Origin of the sequence: Entomobacter blattae, from assembly GCF_014672835.1 — a bacterium.
Classification (GTDB): Bacteria; Pseudomonadota; Alphaproteobacteria; order Acetobacterales; family Acetobacteraceae; genus Entomobacter; species Entomobacter blattae.
This window is the reverse complement of record NZ_CP060244.1, coordinates 761,941-782,500: the sequence shown is the minus strand read 5'-3', so window position 1 is coordinate 782,500 and position 20,560 is coordinate 761,941. Positions and strand designations below refer to the sequence as shown.

The following is a 20,560-nucleotide window of genomic DNA, read 5'->3' as shown; positions in this document are numbered from 1 at the left end:
AGGGATATACCTCTATACCACATAACCATAAATGTCAAACAAATAAAACCGACACTCAGATCACAAAAAACCCTATACACACCCAAACCAACAAACGTCAACCCCATAAACACCAAAACTAATAAAAATAAATATACCAAGAAACAAAGGACGCTATCCCCTCACTTAAACCTACTGTGGGGGACCAGCCATAATCATCCTCCATCGCCTTAATACTGGCAAAAGTATATTCCATATCGGCAACAGGGCGGTCCTTATAATTTATTTTGGCTTTTTTTCCTAAGTTGGTCTCCAACAAATGCACCAAATCGGTAACGGCTTCCCTTTTATGATTCCCAATATTAAGAATCGCCCGGGGTTGAAAACCTGCGGGTTTTTCTTCTGATTTTTTGACAATGGAAAGAATCGCCAAAACCACATCATCAATATAGGTAAAGTCCCGTGAGAGGTTTTTACCTTTGTAGAGGGTAATAGGCTTACCCTCCCTGATGCAATTGGCAAACATATAATAAGCCATATCTGGGCGCCCCCATGGCCCGTAAACCGTAAAGAATCGTAAACCCGTAAGGGGAAGCCCATAAATATGGTAATAAGATGAGGATACAAGCTCGGCCGATCGTTTGGTTGCCGCATAAAGTGAGGCTGGCTGATCTACCCTATTGCTTTCCTCATAGGGGAGCTCAGTATTTAACCCATAGACCGAAGAAGAAGAGGCGTAGAGAAAATGGAGCAAACCCGGCAGAGTGCGTGCCCATTCTAGCATAACCAACTGCCCCATAACATTGGCCGTAACATATGAATACGGGTTAACCATAGAGTAGCGTACCCCAGGCTGGGCTGCTAAATGAATAATAAAACGAACATCCTTTTTGTAAGGATCCATAGCCTTTACATTCTCGGCTAAAGAAACATCAATTTCTTTAAAAATAAAATTTTTATGTCGGCGCAATAATTCCAGGCGGCCTTTTTTTAAGGTAGGATCATAATAAGGAACAAGATTATCGACACCGATAACACGATAGTGATGCGCCAAAAGCGCTTGCGCAACATGAAACCCAATAAACCCTGCCACACCTGTGATAACGACTGTCACACTAATTTCCTTAACAACTTCCTGTTTTTCTCTGCTGCTTTTTCTCTGCCGCGCTGAGCCCTCAATGAATATTTCATATTTTGACCCTTTTCTGGGCAGTCCAGTCATAGTCTATGCTATTTATTTTCTTAACCCTTTAAAGAAAAACCAGCTATACCCTTTTCACGATAGAATAAAATGCCTATCTATAAAAACAAGAAAGAACCTTTATAATACCGATCATACGGTTGAACAAAGTTTACGTTTTTCAAGAAGGAAGAGTGATCGTTTACTTTTCCTTTGTATTGTATTTAAAAATTGAAAAAACTTGGAGATTGTTTTTATTATGACAACAAAGCCTTCATTGCGTTCCACACGGAATTCACTGCCTTCTAATACCAAAACTGTTTCAATCCAACTTCTTAATGCACGACTGGCTGATGGAATTGACCTTGCCCTCACCATTAAGCAAGCCCATTGGAACATAAAGGGAAGCTCATTCTATGGTGTTCACACCATGCTGGACACTTTTAGAGGCGAGCTGGATAATTTTAATGACACTATGGCAGAGCGTGTTGCAGCCCTTGGTGGTATCGCTCTAGGCACAGTGCCAGATGTTTCTAAAAGTAAGCTTCCAACCTACCCTACTAACGTTTTGAAAATTCCAGACCATGTCCATGCTCTGATTGAACGTTATGCAGCCTTTACCCAGTCTATCCGTGAAAATATTGATGCAGCAGATGAGGCAGGGGATATGGATACAGCTGATATCTTTACAGAAATTTCCCGTGGGATTGAAAAACAACTTTGGTTCCTTGAATCTCTTGTCTATGATGAAAAGTAAGGATTTTCAACCTTCCATAACAAGAAAGGGGCATAATGCCCCTTTCTTGTTATGGACCCATTCTTCACTGATTCTTATTGAGCCGATTAGACACAGCCTTTGGAAGCGATGCCGAAGAGGGAAGATGCGCTTCTTTTAAAGAGGGGGAAGATATTTTATCGCCCCTTTGTAAACCAAGACGGGTCGCTGTGCCCCCCTTGAGCTCTAAAGTAGCCTTAACCAACCCATAACTATCAATCTGTGCTAAACTGTGAGGAACCGTATTTTCCACTATCGATAGGATTTCCCCTTCTGGTGAGATAAAAACCATATCTAAAGGCACCAGGGTATTTTTCATCCACATTTGGCTTCGTTGTGGCAGAGGCCATACAAACAACATACCACCATTTTCTGGCACAGAGGTCCGAAACATTTCTCCCTTTTGCTGCTCTTCTGGGGTAAGGGCCAACTCAACTAAAAACTCGTGCTGATGATTGGCATGGTCTGTAATGACCAACTTCTCCTTGGTAAGTTCTTTTTGAGGGGAGGATTCGGCCTGCACCGCATGCCCTTCCTCTGCAGCACCCTCTTTTGTTTGAGCGGGCTGGGCGTAAGCAGATTGGGTAAGGGCAAGAAAATTCACGCCTGTTCCTTCTGCCCCCAAAAAGCCAACCAGCATTATTATAGTACTATGATATAAAATATCTCTCTTTCGGAACATAATTGTCTTACCACCTCTTCATGACTTTACAAGTATTTTCAGGCTAGTCTGTTTCCTCTCTGACGAGCTTCGTATTTCCGTAACCCTTCACCATCGCTTAGAATCGTATGATCGCGTAAAAATTTAATCTCTGATCCCAAAACCCTTTAAGAACTTATGTTAAAAACGGATTACTCTGTTTTTCAATGCCAATTTTAGTAGGCCGCCCATGGCCGGGCAAAACGATGATGTCATCTCCCAAAGGAAAAATTTTCGTTTTAATTTCTCTCACCAGTAAATCATGATTTCCATAAGGAAAATCCGTACGTCCAATGGTGCCTGCAAAGAGCGTATCACCAGCGAGCAGAGTTTTATTGGCTTCATCGAAAAAGGCAACATGCCCTGGAGTATGGCCAGTAACTATTATAACCTTAAAAACGCGCCCTGCCCCTTCTAAGATTTCACCTCCACTGAGATAGCGGTCTACCTTCACATTTTTTAAGTTCTGATCGGGTGCCCCAAACAATTTTACCTGTTCTTCCACGCCCTGCAAAAGAAAATCATCAGCTTGGGCTGGACCAATGACGGGAACTACCTCCCTTTGTTTTTGGCTTAAAATCTCTCGCAAATCATGCGCGCCACCAACATGATCAAAATGGCCGTGGGTCAGCAAGATCATTTCAACTTTTAGGTCATTCTGCCTAATCTTCTCCAAAATATGGGGTACCTCCCCACCAGGATCGATGACGACAGCAGTCCTAGTGGTTTCCTCCCAGAAAATGGAGCAATTCTGTCTGGCGATCGTCACGGGAACAACATCCAGCCTCATCCCTTGTGCCTGCAGCATAAAAACAACCCAACCTTTCATTACTGGCCGCATCCCTTAAGATAAGAAAAGCATTTTCCTTATCCCCGCAGCCATAGCCCAGAATATGCCTTAAAAAACCTTACCGTAAAGTTTTGATAGGGCAAGCCTCCCTTTACATAGAAGGTTGTAAACGGGTAAACCATAGCTGATTTTGTTCTTTTTTCCCAACTATAGGAATAAACAGCCATGAGTAAAATAATCCGCACATCTCCCTCAGCCATTTTCTCAAAAGCCGTAGAGTTTCACCATTTTATTTTCACACAAGGAATGACAGCTTCTGACCTTTCGCTTGATATTGCCGGCCAAAGCAAAAGTGTTTTAACCCAACTGGATGCCCTGCTAGAAGAACATGGAACCGACAATACCCGCCTGTTACAAGCCCAGGTTTGGCTTAAAAATATTGCCGATAAAGATATTTTCAACAAAATATGGGAAGAATGGCTCCCGAAGGGTGAAGCCCCAGCCCGGGCTTGTGTACAGGCCGAAATGGTCGACCCGCGCATGCTGGTAGAAGTTATGCTGATTGCAACAAAATAATCTAAGCCAATTTTTCGATTCGATAAGATTAATCATATCGTGACTTACGCCCCCATAATAAAGCCTTCATTATAAGCAGTTTCTCGACAATGCCTTATCAGGGCAATTGATGGGGGCGTCATTTTCATAAAACTATGGAATAAAAAATTTTTGATAAAAAAATTTGGCAACTTTCTTTATTTAGGCTTGCAGATAAAACATTTTACACGTAGTTTGCCTGAAGAATAAGTCTTGAAATCCGTAATTATTTTTCGGCAGGGAACGTGCTCGCTATGACATCTAGGAAGATAAGAACAAAATTTTTCTCTTCTCTTTTAACGGTGTTCTGTGTCTTATATTCAACACATTCTTCTGCTAGATCTCATCATGGTAGACATTTTCATGTCCGGTATAGCCATAACCATAGCCACAGGGCTTATGGTGGGCGTGTTATTCAATGCGTGGCCTTTGCAAAGAATGCTTCGGAAGTGTCCTTACGGGGCAATGCCGTAGACTGGTGGGAGAATGCTGCTGGTCGTTATGACCGTGGAAATACCCCAGAAGCTGGCAGTGTTCTTAATTTCCGCTCTACCCGGCGTATGCCTCTTGGGCATGTGGCCGTGGTAACAGAAGTTCTTAACAGCCGTGTTATTGTTATAGACCAATCCCATTGGAACCAAAGGGGCATTAGCCGGGACACTCGCGTCGTAGACGTCTCTCCTAATAACGACTGGAGTGCTGTAAGAGTTGCTATTGGCCATAGCGAAAAATTTGGTAGTATTTACCCCACTTATGGATTTATTTATCCACGGGCTCCTGGTGCTTCTCGTGGAGGGATTATTACAGCAAGAAATACTACTACTCCCAGCCATTATCATTATGCACGGCATTCCATTTCAGGCCCGCTTTCTCAGCCTATGCTCTCAACAGAAGTTGCTGAAGCCCCGGCCGTATTATCCCCTTCTGTTCCCTTGGATGCTCCCAACCGTAACTTAAGATAAATGTTCTACCTCCAAGGAAGGGTCCTTCTAGCAAGATTCTTTTCAACACTTTTCTAGGAAGATTCTCTAGCTGAGTTTGCCTTTTAAGGCCATAGACCTACTCTTAGCGAGTGTTTGTCTTTTATTTTTCCAAAATTGCCACTCTTTTTGCGTTTATTATTTAGTACCTGAATGACAACATTCAGGAAGTGTCAAAAGTGAGTTATATTTTGGGGGCCCTAATTGATCGTTACATCAACCATATTGTGTCACCATATTATGCCAAGGATACTTTCAAAAAGATTATACGGAAGAGATGATTATTCCGCACCAAAATAAGAGAGAGACATTCCTATAAGTTGCGCCTTAGATAGGACGACCTGTTTTGTGGTAAGGATGGCCTTGATGAATACATTGCACACGGTAAAGTTGTTCAACCAATAAAGCCCTTACCAAAAAATGGGGCCAAGTCATTTTCCCCAGAGACATAACAGCATTAGCCCTTTGTAACACGGGTTTGGTTAGCCCCTCTGTTCCGCCAATAACAAACCCTAACTCATGGCTATGTGCCTGCCAAACGGCAAGCCTATCGGCAAAGGCTATACTGCTCCACTCCTGCCCCCCTTCATCAAGGGCAACCATATAAGAGTTTGGAGCAATAGCAGCAAGCAAAGCCTCGGATTCTTTTTTCCGTATATCCTGGGTGGAGCCTTTTTTCTCTGGAATCTCAATCACTTTTAAAGGAGATAAGAGCCTTACAGCATATTTGTCGAACAGGGTTTTTTCTGGTCCGGGTTTGAGTTTTCCGATTGCAGCCAGATACATGTCACGATTCGTTCTGATACTGCTTAAAAAGCTCTACCGCTTTTTCAGACTGGGTCGTATCCCAATCCTGTCCCCACATCTTTTCCAGATTATACAAGAGCCGACATTCTGGCTTAAAAAGATGGACGATTATATTCCCCGCATCTATCAAAACCCAGGATGAGCCATTCGCCCCTTCAATCTTGATTTGCTTTAATCCTGCCTCTTTGAGCTTTTCCTCTAAATGAGCAGCCATTGCTATAATCTGCCTGTCTGCCAGCCCTGTTGCAATCACCATATAATCTGCAAAAGAGGCTTTCCCAACAAGATTGATCACAACAATATCTTCGGCCTTATCTTCATCCAGGCTTTCTTTTACGAGCAAAAGATAGTGCTCAATCTTGTTTTTTTCTGGTGTTGCCATAATGGGATTCAATCCTTATTTTAACCGGTTTTCTCGTTCTCTATTTTATAAGGGCTTATAAAACATTGAGTGTATTTTTGCACGCTGTAAGCCTTTTTCTATTTCTTTTTTCCATATCTTTTTTCCGTATAGCGGTCGCAGAAATTTGGTTTTCTTTGGCTAATGGCAAACACCACGAAGGCAATTGATGAAAGGCCCCCGAAGAAAATGCCTTACTCCCCAACCGACCATGGCGCAAATAGGAAGCCGCCTGACCGTGTAAGGCCTTATAAGTATAGCTAGGCCTAGGCACTATTCCTATGGGTACAAGAGCAGCCAAACGTTTCCAGAACTTCCAACGAGGAAACTGTATCAAGCTATCAGCGCCCATCAGCCATATAAACTGGGCATGAGGAAACCGCGCCTTTAAAATTTTGATGGTTTCATAAGTATATTTTTTCTGTATAGCCTGCTCAATATCAGTCGCAATCAAACGAGGAGAAGTAATTTTGCTTTTAACAGAGTCCAACCTTCGCAAAAAAGGGGCCATACCGGCAATCGGCTTGAGCGGGTTGCCCGGTGATACCATTAACCACACCTGATCCAGCTGAAATCGACGTAATGAAAAAAGCGCTAAATCCATATGCCCTTTATGGGCAGGGTTAAAAGATCCCCCTAAGAGACCTACACGAATCCTTCTCCCATCTCCCCAGCGGGAGGGCGTAGCCAAAGCCCGATGAAAGGAAGAAGAAAGTGGCACCTGGCAAATCTTACGGGCGGGTTTGGCCATGACCAATGACATGATAACGAAAAGTGGTCAGCTGATTCACACCGACTGGCCCACGGGCGTGGAGTCTTCCGGTAGAAATACCAATTTCTGCCCCAAAACCAAACTCCCCCCCATCGCAAAACTGGGTAGAGGCATTCCACATAGCAACAGCACTCTGCGTGGCATTTAAAAATTGCTGGGCTGCCTGCTCGTTCTGGGTCACAATGGCTTCTGTATGAGAGCTGCCATACCGAGCAATATGCTGCAAGGCTTCCTCAATATTGGACACAACGGCAATAGAGAGAACACTATCAAGCCATTCTGTAGCAAAATCCTGCTCTGTTGCAGCTGTCAGGCCTGGTACAAGCGCACGGGCTTTCTTATCGGCCCTAAAGCCACATCCCTTTTGCCGTAAATCTTCCACCAATACAGGCAAAAAAGACGGTGCAATGGCTTCATCAATCAATAACGTTTCTGTTGCTCCGCAAATCCCTACCCGGCGCATTTTGGCATTCAGTAAAATCTTACGGGCCATATCCAATTCTGCATCCGTATGGATATAAGTATGGCATAATCCTTCAGCATGCGCTAACACCGGCACCCGAGATTCATGAAGAACGAATTCTACAAGCGATTTCCCGCCTCGTGGAATGATTAAATCTATCATACCAGAAGCATGAAGCATTTCCTTAACACGCTCCCGATTGCTATTGGGAGCAATTTGCACCGTAGCGGTAGGAAGGCCAGCTTGCTCCAAACCAAAGACCACCGCCTTGTGCAATACTGAGGCACTATGAAAACTGTCTGACCCTCCTCGTAAGAGAATCGCATTCCCCGATTTTATGGCAAGACCGCTTGCGTCAATCCCCACATTGGGGCGGCTTTCGTAGATAATACCTAAAACACCCACAGGCATGGTAACTTTACGAATGCGCAGCCCGTTAGGCCGTTCCCATTCCTCAAGAATCCGGTTTAAAGGATCTGGAAGGGCGCTAATCTCTTCCAAGCCCCGCGCCATGACCTCTATCCTTTCAGGAGTAAGCAAAAGGCGATCCCGCATGGCAGCATTTCCCGTAAAGGCTGCAATATCCTTAGCATTCTCTGCCAAAATCTCTGCCTGCATGTCCCTTATCTTGAAAGCTGCTGCCTGCAGGGCGTTATTGCGTTTCTCCAAGGACGATTGCGCAAGCACGCCCCCCACCTCTCGCGCCTTATGCGCTAAAGGCAACATAAGGTTTATACCCTGATCAGAAAAAGCCATAACACCGTGACCTTCAACCATTATTTTTCCTTTAGGTTGCCAGAAAAGAGTTTAATAGGCTGTTATTCCGACTCTTGTGCTGATTCTGGAAACAGATTTTGGAAGGAGAAACTCTCAGAATATATAATCACACATTAAACCGGAAGAGAAGCACATCTCCATCCTGGACGATATAGTCCCGCCCTTCTACCCGCATTTTCCCTGCTTCTTTAGCACCTACCTCCCCTTTACAGGAAACATAGTCGGCATAGGCGATCGTTTCACAGGCGATAAAGCCCCGCTCGAAATCATTATGAATAACAGCGGCTGCTTGGGGGGCCTTTGTCCCTTTCGTAATTGTCCACGCCCGTGTTTCCTTGGGACCACAGGTAAAATAAGTCACCAGATTGAGCAGCTTATATCCCGCTGAAATGACCCGATCCAACCCACTTTCCTGAAGGCCTAGCCCCTCTAGGAACTCTGTCCGTTCTGATGCCTCCAGCACGCTCACTTCAGCTTCAATGGCTGCTGAAACCACCACGATTTCCGCCTTCTCCTTCGCTGCCATCTCCTTAACACGCTCAGAAAAAGCATTGCCCGTTGCTGCCGAGTCTTCTTCAACATTACAAACATAGAGTACGGGTTTGCTGGTGAGTAACTGAAGCTGCCGAACCGCCTTTTCTTCTCCTGCGGGAATGGCTTTTCTGGCTGGAATGCCCTCCTTCAAGGCTGCAATCAGGGGTTCAATAATACTCACCTGACTTTGGGCCTCGCGGTCATTTCCTTTGGCTTTTTTCTGCAAAGCTGGCAGGCGTTTTTCTAAACTGTCAAGATCGGCCAGCATCAATTCTGTCTCAATGGTTTCTGCATCCCTTACAGGATCAACAGACCCTTCCACATGGGTAATATCGCCATCCTCAAAGCAGCGCAAAACATGAATGATGGCATCGACCTCGCGGATATTGGCCAAAAACTGATTCCCTAGCCCCTCTCCCCGAGAAGCACCCCGCACCAGGCCTGCAATATCAACAAACTCTAGGCTGGTCGGTAAAATTTTCTGGGAGCCTGCAATTTTGGCCAAAATATCCAAGCGGTTATCCGGTACAGCAACCCGGCCAACATTGGGCTCAATCGTACAAAACGGGTAATTCGCTGCCTGGGCAGAAGCCGTTTGGGTTAAGGCATTAAATAAAGTTGATTTCCCGACATTTGGTAGTCCAACAATGCCACAGTTAAAGCCCATTTCTCTTTACTTCTCCTGTAATAGCAGGGCAACCCTGCTCATAAAAGCCTCTTTCTGGCCCTGCGCTAATAAGGATGCGGAATCGGCAATGGCATTCAACTCTTTTTCCAGATCAGGGCGCTCAGCCGTAGAAAAATTACCCAAAACGTGCCCTGTCACCCGATCCTTATGGCCAGGATGACCAATGCCAAGACGTATACGCCAATAATCTTGCCCACCCATTTCCTGATCAATAGAACGTAAGCCATTATGTCCTGCTGCTCCACCGCCGGATTTAACCTTTATACGCCCTGGATCAAGGTCCAACTCATCATGGAAAATAAAAATATCCCCCAACGGGATTTTATAAAAGGCCGCTGCTTGTTGCACACTTTGGCCAGAGCGGTTCATATAAGTCATAGGTTTGAGCAGAAAAACCTTCTGCCCCCCCAACTGACCTTCAGAAAACTCTCCTTTAAAGCGATTTCGCCAAGGAGAAAACCCATGGCGTGCAGCTATATGCTCTACCGCCATAAATCCAATATTATGGCGATGCTGCTGCATTCCTGCTTCGGGGTTTCCTAGACCAACCCACAACAACATCGCCGATACTCCTAATAGTCCAATATTGGGTCTGTAAAAACTGTCTCCTTAGGTCTAGCCTTCAGAAGAGGCCTCTTTTTTCTCATCACCGCCTGCACTGCCTTCACCTGCAGCATCCTCAGAGGCTTCGACCTCAACGGTTGGCGCCGCAATCGTGACAATTACAAAATCAACATCGTGCATCACAGGGGTAACATTTTCAGTTCCCGCCAGATCAGACCAACGGATAGTATCGTGAATATCTAGGCCTGAAATATCAACCCTAAAGGATTCAGGAATATGCTCTGCATCGCAGTTCACTTCCACAGTGTGGCGAACGATATTGACAACGCCACCCCGTTTAATTCCTGGTGCTTTTTCCTCACCCTCAATAATAATCTGAATTTCTACGCGAATATGCTGGCCTACGGCAAGGCGTTGAAAATCCACATGTAGGGGATAATCCCCAACCGGATGAAGCTGGATATCACGCATAAGGCCACGGCCGAGGGAGCCATTTTCCCCCTGAATATCAAACAGGCGTGAGCGCCAACCAGGGCGGCTTAATTCGCGCATAACCAGGCGTGGATCCAAGGCGATAAGGGTTGGGGCTTGTTTACCGCCATACACAACGGCTGGTACAAGACCTTGACGCCGAGCGGCGCGAGCTGCCCCCTTACCTGCTTTCTCGCGCGATGAAACTTTTATAACTGTAAAAGTGGCACTCACTTTACTGCTCCTCACTAATAATGAATGGCTGACCTCCAGGGGTGTCAGCCCTTGTGGAAAATCTATTTAAACGAGAAACTCGAAAAGATCAAACGCTCTTTATCTTTTAGGACAGGATCTTTTAGGCATAGGGATTCCAGGCCCAAGAGAGATGACCCTCTCCTTTCACCTCTCTGGATCTGGCCGGACTGGCTATCAGGCCTCATCTGGCAGAATTAATGCTGTTACCCCAGCGTTACCCTAGCCTGGGGCACAATAAGGGAAGACCCCTTCTTTGGTGGCTGCATGAATGGCCCTCTGGTCACAGACTTTCAATTCTGCAAAAGGCTTGCCATTCGGTGGAGTATAATCCCCTCTTCATGAGGATATCCCTCCTTATGTCGTGTGAAAATAAGGCGGAAATAAAATTATAGGCGATAGTTCGTAAAGAATGGAGTATGATGACCACCTTCTTCTTTTGTCAAGATATAAGCTTCTGCTTGAATTTCTTACGGGGGTTAATGGAACCTACCTTTGCAAGAAAATGTAGGATCAAGTCTATCATAAATACTCCTTACACTTGCAGGCTGTTTGCTCAATCAAACAAAAACGAAATATTGCTCAAAGAGCTTCACCAGAGAGACTTTCAATCTTACTAACTCGGTAACAACACGACCTGAAAATTGAAAACTATTTCATTGGCTACCTTATGCACCCCTATATCTCTATTTATACTGGTTATACTGACCGTGGGTGCAAATCTCACTGCACGGTCACGCCAAGCAGCGTAGTTCCAAACACTCTTATTGAACCAGGCTATTAAAAACCCGAAACCATTTTGTTTTTAAAGCGTTTCAACACCAACCCTGATAGCAGAACGTTGAGAGAAAACGCCTGGGAATAATCTCCCTTCTGGTTTCCCTTTTGGGCGTGCCATAATCGAGGCTAGTAGAGACATCATTGCCCCAGCCCAAAAGATATGGGCTCTACACACTCCAAAGCGGCCTAATTTTTTCTAATCCACTTTTTCGGGCTCTAAAACAGCAATGTCCCATATTTTAGGCTCTGCCTTAAACGTGATCCATAAAGGGGTAGCGTTCGGCAGGCGAACATTGGGGGGCATATGCATAGCAGCCCGAACAGCCCTAAACATTGCCCCATGGGAGACAATAAGAGGAACTCCTTGTTTATGGGCTGCGTTAATGGCCTTTATACCACGCGCTTTCAACTCGGCAAAAGGCTCGCCATTCGGCGGAGTATAATCCCCTGCTATCCAGCTATCGTACCAATTCCCCATGGGTTTACCTTCACGGTCCCCAAAATTTACTTCTTGAAGGTCCACATCTTCTGTAATTTCCAGCCTGGGGCCACCTTGGCGGGCAATAGCTTCTGCGGCAAGTTCAGCTGTTTTGCGTGCCCGCACCAAAGGGGAGGTGACAATATGGGTGATAGGCATGGAAGAAGGCTGAAGCTCCCTTGCTAAGACATCACCTGCCTTTATGGCCTGCAACTCCCCACGTTTATTTAAAGGAATATCCGTCCTGCCCTGAGAAAGCCCCTGTACATTCCATTCAGTTTCGCCATGGCGTAAATACCAGTATGGCTTTTGGATCAAGTCTATCATAAATACTCCTTACACTTGCAGGCTGTTTGCTCAATCAAACAAAGAAGACACAGAGCTTTCATCAGATACAGCCCGCATCGCTTTTGCCAGGAGGGTTGCGATTGTAATCTGGCGGATATGTTGTGATGAAGCCACTTTTTGTGGGGCTAAAATACTATTGGTTATGGTTAGCATTTTTATGGGAGAGGCCTCAACCTTTTCTACAGCTTGGCCAGTCATAACCCCGTGGGTAACATAGGCCCCAACCGATAAGGCCCCATGCTCCGAAAGTGCGACAGCCGCATTACATAAGGAGCCCCCACTATCTATAATATCATCCACCAACAGGCAATGACGGCCCTTAACATCGCCAATCACATTCATGACTTCTGATACACCGGCTCGCTCACGCCTTTTATCAATAATGGCTAGATCAACATCCAATCTTTTGGCCAGTTGCCTTGCCCTGACAACCCCGCCAACATCGGGGGAGACAATCATCAGATCCTTTGGGCTATACCGTTCTTTAATATCTCGGGTAAAGAGGGGAGCAGCATAAAGATTATCAACTGGAATATCGAAGAATCCCTGAATCTGCCCGGCATGTAAATCCAGCGTTAAGACACGGTTTGCCCCAGCCTCAACCAACAAATTTGCCACCAGTTTAGCACTAATCGGTGTTCTGGGGCCAGACTTCCTATCCTGACGGGCATAGCCAAAATAAGGAATAACGGCTGTAATACGCCGTGCAGAGCCGCGCCGCAAGGCATCAAGCGTAATCAGCAATTCCATCAGGTTATCATTGGTAGGATAGCTCGTACTTTGAACAACAAAAACGTCTTCCCCACGGACATTTTCATAAATTTCTACAAAAATCTCTAAATCTGCAAATCGCCTTACCGACACATTACATAACGGAATATCAAGCTGTTCTGCCACGGCCTGGGCCAAAGGCAAATTGCTGTTACAGGCTACAATCTTCATTAAAGTCTTCTCCACATTTCCAGCTATGCCTTCATTTTAAAACCTCGAAATGAGACCTAACCTTGCTTTCTGACTATCCACTAAAATTCGGGTAAAATATATTTCTTCAAATCACGATAAATTTAGCAGGAGTCAAAAGGGCTGTCACCACCACAAAGACATAGCCCCCATGCCTAACCCCCCACTCCTGGCCTTCTATTCCTGGTTTTTGGCAGAGCTATTAGCCTGAATATCGTTAGGACCCCTATCCTTCTCTTCCTCCCCTATGGAGGGATATGAAGGAGAGTGTGCATTCGGCTCTGGCAAGGGGCGATTGTTGCGCCCAGAATTATTCGTAATAACCTGCTTGATACCGCCAGCAGCTTCTTCAGCGACAACAGTCGCCACACTGTCCCAAAACTTATCTAGGGAATGGGCAGCAACAGCATTAAGCTGAGAAACCTTCCCAGCCTCTTTTCCCTCTTTGTTTAACACTGTCCAGACAATTTCTACATTATCAAGCGGATGGCCTGTTGTACCCTTCGCTCCTGCCGTAACACTTACCTGGCATGAAACTGTAAAATCAGCCTCCTTCGGAGTAGTTTGAATGATATTCATCTTATCAGGAAAGCTTTTATAGAATTGGCGGGCAATACTGATATTGCCATCACCCGGTGCCCCTTTAACACCAACAAAATACACTTTAGCAGCCCTATTTTTCAGGCTTTTTGGATCTTGCGCCATCGTTTGGGCCTGGATACCGGTTAGCATGCCTGAAACCACAACCGCTCCCTGCTGGGCCACCGCATCCAAAAACACAGGGTCTCCACTCGACCATAAATTGGCTGCTACAGGCTCGCCTTGCTTACGGGCACGCTCTTTTCCCCCTGGGTCTGTTATCACATACAAGGGTGTCACCTGATTGCCGGTTATGGATGCACTCACCGCAAGAAGCCAATCCCCTTCTGAGGCCTCACGGGCAACAACCGGCACAGTTTGGCTGACAAGCGCCTTAACCATATCCTGCCGCCAAAGCTCTGAGCCTTTATTATCCAGCAAAGTTTGAGTGGCGGGCACAATCACCAACCTGCTCGGAGGGGGGGAGGATAATTTCTGGGTGGCTTCATCGGGATGACGAAACGGGCGGGGGATATCTACACAACCAGCCAGGAACACCATACTAGCCATACTCAAAGCCGTGACCAGCCCTTTAGTTTCTTTTTTCATCCTCTACCTTTTACCCAAACAGACAATAACAGACATTTGTAACCCCAAGGCCTTCTGCCCCAGCAAAACCCTTCGGCGATGGCTGAAAAAGCGCTCAGGCTGACTAAGAGTATCCTGGCCCAAAATCATGGCCGAGACATTAACCTTTTTTAAACGATGCTGACAATAACAGGCAAGGTCAAACAGGTAGGAACCATCCGCCTGAGAGAAAAAAAAACTTTTGGCCTCAACATCGTGTCCTTCAACCTGGGCTTTCATATCAGCCTGCACCTGATAGCTGGCGCGGGCAATACAAGGGCCAATCACCGCTTGAATCTGTTCTGGAGCAAAACCCTGATCCATAAAAGCTTGAACAGTATTTTCCAGCACTCCCCCAGCAGCTCCGCGCCAACCTGCATGGGCAGCACCTACCATTTCACCCGCAGGGCTGGCCAACAAGACAGGAGCGCAATCCGCAGTCACAACTCCTAAGGCCACACCTGGGGTTGTCGTCACCATAGCATCGGCCTCCTCCCGTTCTTCCATAGGCTCAGTGGGAGAAGAAAATGTTTTAACCCAGGCAACTTTATTGCCATGCACTTGCCTGACCCGGGCAAGCTGAGCAGGCTTTACCCCCATAGCCTGGCTGATACGCGCCATATTCTCCCGTATATTTTCCCGAGAATCCTCCGATCGTAACGAGCAGTTCAGGCTGGCATAATCCCCCTGAGAGCCCCCCCCCGTGCGGGTGAAAAAACCATGAGTCACCCCTTTCAAACCAGAGGACGTTAAAAACCAGCCTTTATCTTGGCCATTCTCCATATCATTCTCCCCATGTTCCACAGCCTATTATCCCCTGAAGCGCAGGAGAGGCCATAACCATAACCTTAAACAGCTCTCCCATCTGATCAGCCCCTTTTCCAGCTAATCGGTTATAACCGGCGATAATCGTCTGACGTACATCCTCAGCTTTCCCTGTAACGAGCTGTGAGAGGCGTACTGCTATTCCCAACTGGGAAAGAAACTGGGCCTGCTCTGCAAAACCGGTTTGACATCCATAAAAGCGGGCTATTTTTCCTAGAGTATAAAAATCCACATGGGCAGTGAGATCAGCCTCTCCTGCATGATGAAGGGGCGAAGAGGGTTTCCCCTGATAAAGGGCCTGCAAGCTATCCCCAAACGCAAAATGGGTAAAACCATAATCAATGAAAAGAGCGGCCCCCTGAGAAAGAGCGACCCCTTGAGAGTGCTGTAGCCTTTGGGCCAGATGGCTTATAACCTGCTGGGCAGGCTCATTACATTCTATAATACTGCCCTCGGGAATATCCTTTTCAAAAAAAAACTCCTGGATAGGGGCGCGCCGATCCATCACTTTTCCCTCTTCCGCTTCCACAACCCACCGTAAGGCCTCAGGGTGTTGAGCAACTGAGTGCTCTTCCCATTGTTCTTTATGAACATAACGCTCCTTCCATTCTGGCGTCAGAACGCGAAACTGGCGAATAGGCAGGGCATCGAGAAACTCATTGGCTATGAAAATCAAAGCACCATCTGGTAAAGCCGTACATGTATCATGCCAGTTTTGGGAACGATCTGCATAGGAAAGAAGAGCCTGGCGCTGGATTGCCCTTAGGCGATTGGACGTTTCCACCAAATGGATACTGATGGCTTGGTATAAGGCAGGCTGCACACGGGAAATAACACGCAGACAATCCGCCATCAACGTGCCACGACCAGGCCCAGCCTCGGCAAGAAGAACCTGTTTGGGCTTGCCCATGGCATGCCACGTGCTGATACACCATAAAGCGATCATCTCTCCAAATAACTGTGATATTTCGGGTGCTGTTGTAAAATCGGCAAAAGGGTCATGTTGGGCATAATAAAGCGCGTTGGCCCGTGCCATGAACTGATCCAGACGCAAAGGTTGCTCGACCGCCAAGGGGTTCTCCCCAGAAGATGCAAAAACCAAGGTTGATTTATCCTCCTTCGTGCTGGGTCATTTCATGCTGGGTCATAAGGGGCTTATAAATGGGGGGATGCCGATAAGCGTAAATAATAAAACCAATACCAGAAACCGCCATGGGAACACATAAAAGCTGCCCCATTGTGGTGCCAAACGCTAGAAAACCTAAAAAGGAATCAGGCTCACGGAAGCATTCTGCAAAGGCCCGAACAAGCGCATATCCCAAAAGAAACCCCCCTGACAGAAGCCCTGGATACGCCCGCACAGAGTCCTTTCGGACCATAAACAACAAAAGGGCAAACAAGAGCACCCCTTCTAATAAAGCCTCATAAATCTCTGAAGGGTGACGAGCAATAGAACCGGCCTGGGGGAAAACCATAGCCCATGGCAAATTTTCTGGCGCTGCCCTCCCCCAAAGTTCCCCATTGATAAAATTGGCAATGCGCCCCAAACCTAAGCCGATTGGTACCGCCACCACCACCCGATCCGAAAAGGCCAGAAAACTCAAACCATTGCGCCATGTAAAAAGGATAAGGGCGATAATCACACCTAAAGCCCCACCATGAAAGGACATTCCCCCATGCCAGAGCTGAAGGATAGCAAGGGGATGGGTCAGGTAATAATGCGGCTGATAAAACAGAACATATCCGAGCCTGCCCCCCAGCACGACCCCTAATGTCGCCCAGGTTAAAAAATCATCCACCTGAAGGGAGGTGGCTGCCTGGGGAGGCCAATAGACCATTTTGCGCACCAGGAGCCAACCCATCACTAATGCTGCAATATAGGCCATGGCATACCAGCGTATAACCAACGGACCAAAGGCAATCATCACCGGGTCAAACTGTGGGAACATCAGAACAGGGAGCATCGAGGTATCCTTTCAAACCACCCGTTAAGGGGTTGTCCACTATCTCTCCTCTATTCTATGACACAAACTCCGCCACCATGGTATAGGGTAAAACCGTTAACACTCTCAAATGATCATAAAATTCTCCTTCTCACGGGCTTTCTCCTAGAAACCCTTACAACCTTGGGCCAGATATTGGGTCACATATCGCTGTATCCCCTCTTCCAGGGAAGTAAATGCAGCATGATAACCCGCTTTACGCAAGCGGTGCATGTCTGCACAAGTATAGGATTGATACTGCCCTTTTAATGCCTCGGGCATTTCAATAAACTCAACCTTTCGGGGTACCCCTGCTGCTTCACACACCGCATGGGCCAGGTCAAGATAGGTTCGGGCATGGCCTGTTCCACAATTATACAGGCCATTGACTTCTGGATGGTCTAAAAGCCATTCTATAAGAGCTACAATATCTCCCACCCAAATAAAGTCACGAGCCTGGGCCCCATCAGCCAGTCCCTCCCTGTCAGAACGAAATAAACGAGGAGATATCCCTCGACAGATTTCGTCATATTTCACCTTGATAACAGAGATCATCTTGCCCTTATGGTACTCGTTAGGGCCATAGACATTAAAAAACTTCAACCCTACCCATTGCGAGGGTATCTGGCCTAAAGCCACCTCTTGGCGGACATACGTATCAAAAACATGTTTTGACCACCCATAAAGATTAAGGGGGTGAAGCGTTGACAAACTCTCCAATCCATCAGCAAACTCCTCATCTCGAAAAGCCCCCCCATAAGTCGCCGCAGATGATGCATAAATGAACTTTTTCTGAAAGCGCGCACACCATTGCCACAAAACCTGCGAGAGTCTGACATTGGTTTTAAAAACCAGGTCTCCATCTTGCGCTGTTGTCTCGCTAATAGCTCCCATATGAATAATGGCCTCAATCTCTTTCTGATGGGCAGCCAGAAACGATTCCATCTCTTCAGGCAAAACAAAATGCTCGGGCTCATGGCCAGCCAAATTCTTCCATTTCCCCTCCAAACCCAGCCAATCCACTATGGCAGTTTTCAACCCTTTTCTCTGCAAAGCGGCCTGCACACACGACCCAATAAAACCTGCCCCACCTGTAATGACAATCATCGCGTTAGCCCTTAATCGTACCCGTCCATGCAAACACCCCACTGGGTTGGGAAACTCACTTCCCGCTAGCCTTGCCACTAGCCTTGGGCCCACTTTATACTGATTCTTTTCAGCCAAAGAAAGGGCGAGAAAGCCGTTATCGGCAAAGAGGGTGCTGAAAAAGCTTGTAAAGAGTGCTTGAACTGTCCGCACAAAAAACTTAGGTTGCCCCATTCAGGGATTTTAGGCTAAATTGAAAAAAATGAGTTTTTTATTTTCGTTGTTGTTTTAATTATATGAGGCTGAAAAATGGGTCAAAAACCACGCTTTTTTGATGACCTGACAGGAATTGCCGGTGGGGCCTTTTCCCTACTGGAAGGTGTAAAGGAAGAAATTGCCTCCATTGTCCAAAGTCAATTCGATGAAATACTCGCCAAGCTCAACTTGGTTAAGCATGATGAATTTGACATTGCCAATGCCCTAATTGCAAAATCCCGCCTGAGCCAAGAAAACCTGGAAAAACGGATAGACGAGCTCGAAACGCGTATTAAAACCCTTGAAAGTAAGCTTTAACCCTATTTGTTTGTAGGCACTAAGCCTCTATTACACATACACGATCTCTTGACACATACACTATAAGTTAAGGTCTGTTATTCAATAATACGCTTTTCTTGAAATAGTACCCAAGGTTTTATCGCCATTTATATCTTTTATAGAGCCTTTAGAGCCTTTCCTCTCGTTTCAGATTTTCCCTTCACATTCTCTTCAGTTTTCAACTGATTTTTTGGGAGCCATCCCTATGTCCGAACAAATAACCGTGGCCTCTGAGCATACCTTGCAGAATCCTCTCGATCTCCTAGAAGGAGTCCTCTCTAACCTGAACTGGCTGTTTGAAAGACGAAGCGATGATGAGGTTGCTGCTGAGGCCCCCGGGCAGTGGAGCCATTATGGCCTGTTCTTTTCCTGGTCTTCAGAGCTCAATGCCCTATATTTTAGCTGCAGCCCCGATTTTAAGGCTCCATCCAACAAATTAAACCAAATTTATGAACTAGTCTGCCGGATCAACGAGCGACTCTGGATGGGGTATTTCAGCCTTGAAAACCATGATAATACCTTGCTGTTCCGCCACACCTTACTTCTCCATGGATTACATACTTTTTCTGTGAAAAATGCAGAAGAGATGATTAACCTTGCTCTCAAAGCCTGGGAGGAATATTTTCCCGCTTTCCAGTTTGTCATATGGGGCGGTAAAACCCCTCTCCAAGCCCTCGAATCCTGTATGTTTGACTGCCAGGGAGAGGCCTAGTGCAAAACCCACTCCCCTCTCTAATGCTTATTGGGTGTGGGAAAATGGGCGGGGCCTTGTTTTCGCGCTGGGTCGAGAACGCTCTTCCTCCTTCAGCTGTGGTTGATCACCATAAAGAAGAGCTAACCCAAAAATTTTCATCAACCCAGCATATTTTTTCCGCCTCCGTCAAAGAGATTCCAGACCATTTTACGCCGCAGATGATCATTTTGGCTGTTAAACCGGCTAAAGCCATGGAAGCCCTTACCTCTCTTCCAAATCGTTTTAAAAACAGTCCTGTCATCTCCATTCTAGCGGGTAAAACAGTGGCTTATCTGCGGGCTGGCCTTACGCCTACAACACCCATTATCCGCGTTATGCCCAACACCCCTAGCCTCATTGGGGCTGGAATGAGCGTGGCTTACGCAGAAGCAAACATATCAGACCCCATCAAAGCAGCCTGTGCAGCCCTTTTTGAGTGTGCTGGAGAATTTGCCTGGGTTGAGCATGAAGACCTTATGCATGCTGTTACTGCCCTCAGCGGTAGTGGGCCTGCCTATATCTTTTATCTGGCAGAACTCTTGCTTACCATTGCCAAAAATTACAAACTCCCGCAGCCTTTGGCCAATCGCTTGGTAACACAAACCCTATATGGAAGTAGTCTTCTTCTAAAAACCTCCGCCCTCACACCTGAAGAACTCAGGCAACAAGTCACCAGCCCGCAGGGAACAACCGCTGCTGCCCTTTCGGTGCTCATGCAGCCTTCGGCTTGGCCTGAAACGCTTGAGCGGGCTCTTCAAGCCGCCTGTGAACGCTCGAGAGAACTAAACCAATAAGGCCAGTTTAAAAGATGTCTGCAGTGTCTCTTCTCTCTTTCTTTTCCC

Annotated in this window: 23 protein-coding genes and 1 pseudogene; 6 read left to right on the top strand and 18 right to left on the bottom strand. The window is 46.4% G+C overall.

Features of this window, described 5'->3' with window-relative positions; genetic code table 11:
• Nucleotides 1-118: 118 nt before the first annotated feature.
• Nucleotides 119-1,093: an NAD-dependent epimerase/dehydratase family protein gene (locus tag JGUZn3_RS03575; protein WP_203414353.1), complete on the bottom strand. Its 975-nt coding sequence runs from the start codon at nt 1,091-1,093 to the stop codon at nt 119-121.
• A 325-nt stretch (nt 1,094-1,418) separates the two neighbouring features.
• On the opposite strand from JGUZn3_RS03575, the gene dps reads away from it, so the two are divergent.
• A complete protein-coding gene (gene dps, locus JGUZn3_RS03570) occupies nt 1,419-1,916 on the top strand; it encodes a DNA starvation/stationary phase protection protein Dps (RefSeq protein ID WP_203414352.1) in 498 nt (165 codons plus the stop codon).
• 64 nt (nt 1,917-1,980) lie between these two features.
• On the opposite strand, the gene JGUZn3_RS03565 is transcribed toward dps, so the two are convergent.
• Both JGUZn3_RS03565 and JGUZn3_RS03560 read right to left on the bottom strand, forming a co-directional pair.
• Nucleotides 1,981-2,616 carry a DUF192 domain-containing protein gene (locus tag JGUZn3_RS03565; protein WP_238996888.1) on the bottom strand — a complete coding sequence of 212 codons (636 nt, stop codon included), beginning with the start codon at nt 2,614-2,616 and terminating at the stop codon, nt 1,981-1,983.
• Nucleotides 2,617-2,770: 154 nt separating this feature from the next.
• Nucleotides 2,771-3,442: an MBL fold metallo-hydrolase gene (locus JGUZn3_RS03560; RefSeq protein ID WP_238996887.1), complete on the bottom strand. Its 672-nt coding sequence runs from the start codon at nt 3,440-3,442 to the stop codon at nt 2,771-2,773.
• A gap of 207 nt (nt 3,443-3,649) precedes the next feature.
• Between JGUZn3_RS03560 and JGUZn3_RS03555 the strand changes: the two genes are divergently transcribed.
• Nucleotides 3,650-4,000 (top strand): RidA family protein, encoded by a 351-nt coding sequence (locus tag JGUZn3_RS03555; protein WP_203414351.1) that lies wholly within the window; start codon nt 3,650-3,652, stop codon nt 3,998-4,000.
• A 272-nt stretch (nt 4,001-4,272) separates the two neighbouring features.
• The gene (locus tag JGUZn3_RS03550; RefSeq protein ID WP_203414350.1) at nt 4,273-4,980 is read left to right on the top strand and encodes a CHAP domain-containing protein; all 708 of its coding nucleotides are present in this window, start codon (nt 4,273-4,275) and stop codon (nt 4,978-4,980) included.
• A 345-nt stretch (nt 4,981-5,325) separates the two neighbouring features.
• On the opposite strand, the gene JGUZn3_RS03545 is transcribed toward JGUZn3_RS03550, so the two are convergent.
• The 15 genes and pseudogenes from JGUZn3_RS03545 to rfaD form a co-directional block, all read right to left on the bottom strand.
• On the bottom strand, nt 5,326-5,784 hold the full coding sequence (locus JGUZn3_RS03545) for a 23S rRNA (pseudouridine(1915)-N(3))-methyltransferase RlmH (protein ID WP_203414349.1): 459 nt from the start codon (nt 5,782-5,784) through the stop codon (nt 5,326-5,328).
• 1 nt (nt 5,785) lies between these two features.
• Complete coding sequence (gene rsfS / locus JGUZn3_RS03540; RefSeq protein ID WP_203414348.1) at nt 5,786-6,187, bottom strand: ribosome silencing factor; 402 nt, start codon at nt 6,185-6,187, stop codon at nt 5,786-5,788.
• A 55-nt stretch (nt 6,188-6,242) separates the two neighbouring features.
• The gene (locus tag JGUZn3_RS03535) at nt 6,243-6,926 is read right to left on the bottom strand and encodes a nicotinate-nucleotide adenylyltransferase (RefSeq protein WP_238996886.1); all 684 of its coding nucleotides are present in this window, start codon (nt 6,924-6,926) and stop codon (nt 6,243-6,245) included.
• 10 nt (nt 6,927-6,936) lie between these two features.
• Nucleotides 6,937-8,217, bottom strand: a complete 1,281-nt coding sequence (locus JGUZn3_RS03530; RefSeq protein ID WP_203414346.1) for a glutamate-5-semialdehyde dehydrogenase — start codon at nt 8,215-8,217, stop codon at nt 6,937-6,939.
• Nucleotides 8,218-8,323: 106 nt separating this feature from the next.
• A complete protein-coding gene (ychF, locus tag JGUZn3_RS03525; RefSeq protein ID WP_203414345.1) occupies nt 8,324-9,418 on the bottom strand; it encodes a redox-regulated ATPase YchF in 1,095 nt (364 codons plus the stop codon).
• 6 nt (nt 9,419-9,424) lie between these two features.
• Nucleotides 9,425-10,000, bottom strand: coding sequence for an aminoacyl-tRNA hydrolase (gene pth, locus JGUZn3_RS03520; RefSeq protein WP_203414344.1), 576 nt, complete (start codon nt 9,998-10,000; stop codon nt 9,425-9,427).
• A gap of 54 nt (nt 10,001-10,054) precedes the next feature.
• Nucleotides 10,055-10,708 (bottom strand): 50S ribosomal protein L25/general stress protein Ctc, encoded by a 654-nt coding sequence (locus tag JGUZn3_RS03515; protein WP_203414343.1) that lies wholly within the window; start codon nt 10,706-10,708, stop codon nt 10,055-10,057.
• A gap of 410 nt (nt 10,709-11,118) precedes the next feature.
• Nucleotides 11,119-11,228: pseudogene (locus JGUZn3_RS12270) on the bottom strand (EF-Tu C-terminal domain-related protein); the annotation flags it as partial.
• A gap of 474 nt (nt 11,229-11,702) precedes the next feature.
• Nucleotides 11,703-12,311: a histidine phosphatase family protein gene (locus JGUZn3_RS03510; RefSeq protein ID WP_203414342.1), complete on the bottom strand. Its 609-nt coding sequence runs from the start codon at nt 12,309-12,311 to the stop codon at nt 11,703-11,705.
• A 30-nt stretch (nt 12,312-12,341) separates the two neighbouring features.
• A complete protein-coding gene (locus JGUZn3_RS03505) occupies nt 12,342-13,274 on the bottom strand; it encodes a ribose-phosphate pyrophosphokinase (RefSeq protein ID WP_203414341.1) in 933 nt (310 codons plus the stop codon).
• 195 nt (nt 13,275-13,469) lie between these two features.
• Nucleotides 13,470-14,480, bottom strand: coding sequence for a hypothetical protein (locus JGUZn3_RS03500; protein ID WP_203414340.1), 1,011 nt, complete (start codon nt 14,478-14,480; stop codon nt 13,470-13,472).
• A 3-nt stretch (nt 14,481-14,483) separates the two neighbouring features.
• Nucleotides 14,484-15,302 carry a peptidoglycan editing factor PgeF gene (gene pgeF / locus JGUZn3_RS03495; RefSeq protein WP_238996885.1) on the bottom strand — a complete coding sequence of 273 codons (819 nt, stop codon included), beginning with the start codon at nt 15,300-15,302 and terminating at the stop codon, nt 14,484-14,486.
• A complete protein-coding gene (locus JGUZn3_RS03490) occupies nt 15,283-16,425 on the bottom strand; it encodes a class I SAM-dependent methyltransferase (RefSeq protein WP_238996884.1) in 1,143 nt (380 codons plus the stop codon). Before JGUZn3_RS03490 ends, pgeF begins: the two co-directional genes overlap by 20 nt.
• Nucleotides 16,426-16,432: 7 nt before the next feature.
• Complete coding sequence (lgt, locus tag JGUZn3_RS03485; protein ID WP_203414339.1) at nt 16,433-17,287, bottom strand: prolipoprotein diacylglyceryl transferase; 855 nt, start codon at nt 17,285-17,287, stop codon at nt 16,433-16,435.
• A gap of 144 nt (nt 17,288-17,431) precedes the next feature.
• Nucleotides 17,432-18,412 (bottom strand): ADP-glyceromanno-heptose 6-epimerase, encoded by a 981-nt coding sequence (gene rfaD, locus JGUZn3_RS03480; protein ID WP_203414783.1) that lies wholly within the window; start codon nt 18,410-18,412, stop codon nt 17,432-17,434.
• Between the two features lie 288 nt (nt 18,413-18,700).
• Between rfaD and JGUZn3_RS03475 the strand changes: the two genes are divergently transcribed.
• The 3 genes from JGUZn3_RS03475 (at nt 18,701) to proC (ending at nt 20,512) form a co-directional block, all read left to right on the top strand.
• Nucleotides 18,701-18,964: an accessory factor UbiK family protein gene (locus JGUZn3_RS03475; RefSeq protein ID WP_203414338.1), complete on the top strand. Its 264-nt coding sequence runs from the start codon at nt 18,701-18,703 to the stop codon at nt 18,962-18,964.
• Between the two features lie 226 nt (nt 18,965-19,190).
• Nucleotides 19,191-19,697: a type III secretion system chaperone family protein gene (locus tag JGUZn3_RS03470; protein ID WP_203414337.1), complete on the top strand. Its 507-nt coding sequence runs from the start codon at nt 19,191-19,193 to the stop codon at nt 19,695-19,697.
• Nucleotides 19,697-20,512, top strand: coding sequence for a pyrroline-5-carboxylate reductase (proC, locus tag JGUZn3_RS03465; protein WP_203414336.1), 816 nt, complete (start codon nt 19,697-19,699; stop codon nt 20,510-20,512). Before JGUZn3_RS03470 ends, proC begins: the two co-directional genes overlap by 1 nt.
• Nucleotides 20,513-20,560: the final 48 nt, after the last annotated feature.

What these genes read in the sequence shown, in the direction of transcription:
- dps (WP_203414352.1), top strand. Translation starts at nt 1,419, where the DNA reads ATGACAACAAAGCCTTCATTGCGTTCCACACGGAATTCACTGCCTTCT.
- JGUZn3_RS03565 (WP_238996888.1), bottom strand. Translation starts at nt 2,616, where the DNA reads ATGTTCCGAAAGAGAGATATTTTATATCATAGTACTATAATAATGCTG.
- JGUZn3_RS03560 (WP_238996887.1), bottom strand. Translation starts at nt 3,442, where the DNA reads ATGCTGCAGGCACAAGGGATGAGGCTGGATGTTGTTCCCGTGACGATC.
- JGUZn3_RS03555 (WP_203414351.1), top strand. Translation starts at nt 3,650, where the DNA reads ATGAGTAAAATAATCCGCACATCTCCCTCAGCCATTTTCTCAAAAGCC.
- JGUZn3_RS03550 (WP_203414350.1), top strand. Translation starts at nt 4,273, where the DNA reads ATGACATCTAGGAAGATAAGAACAAAATTTTTCTCTTCTCTTTTAACG.
- JGUZn3_RS03545 (WP_203414349.1), bottom strand. Translation starts at nt 5,784, where the DNA reads ATGTATCTGGCTGCAATCGGAAAACTCAAACCCGGACCAGAAAAAACC.
- rsfS (WP_203414348.1), bottom strand. Translation starts at nt 6,187, where the DNA reads ATGGCAACACCAGAAAAAAACAAGATTGAGCACTATCTTTTGCTCGTA.
- JGUZn3_RS03530 (WP_203414346.1), bottom strand. Translation starts at nt 8,217, where the DNA reads ATGGTTGAAGGTCACGGTGTTATGGCTTTTTCTGATCAGGGTATAAAC.
- ychF (WP_203414345.1), bottom strand. Translation starts at nt 9,418, where the DNA reads ATGGGCTTTAACTGTGGCATTGTTGGACTACCAAATGTCGGGAAATCA.
- pth (WP_203414344.1), bottom strand. Translation starts at nt 10,000, where the DNA reads ATGTTGTTGTGGGTTGGTCTAGGAAACCCCGAAGCAGGAATGCAGCAG.
- JGUZn3_RS03510 (WP_203414342.1), bottom strand. Translation starts at nt 12,311, where the DNA reads ATGATAGACTTGATCCAAAAGCCATACTGGTATTTACGCCATGGCGAA.
- JGUZn3_RS03505 (WP_203414341.1), bottom strand. Translation starts at nt 13,274, where the DNA reads ATGAAGATTGTAGCCTGTAACAGCAATTTGCCTTTGGCCCAGGCCGTG.
- JGUZn3_RS03500 (WP_203414340.1), bottom strand. Translation starts at nt 14,480, where the DNA reads ATGAAAAAAGAAACTAAAGGGCTGGTCACGGCTTTGAGTATGGCTAGT.
- lgt (WP_203414339.1), bottom strand. Translation starts at nt 17,287, where the DNA reads ATGCTCCCTGTTCTGATGTTCCCACAGTTTGACCCGGTGATGATTGCC.
- rfaD (WP_203414783.1), bottom strand. Translation starts at nt 18,412, where the DNA reads ATGATTGTCATTACAGGTGGGGCAGGTTTTATTGGGTCGTGTGTGCAG.
- JGUZn3_RS03475 (WP_203414338.1), top strand. Translation starts at nt 18,701, where the DNA reads ATGGGTCAAAAACCACGCTTTTTTGATGACCTGACAGGAATTGCCGGT.
- JGUZn3_RS03470 (WP_203414337.1), top strand. Translation starts at nt 19,191, where the DNA reads ATGTCCGAACAAATAACCGTGGCCTCTGAGCATACCTTGCAGAATCCT.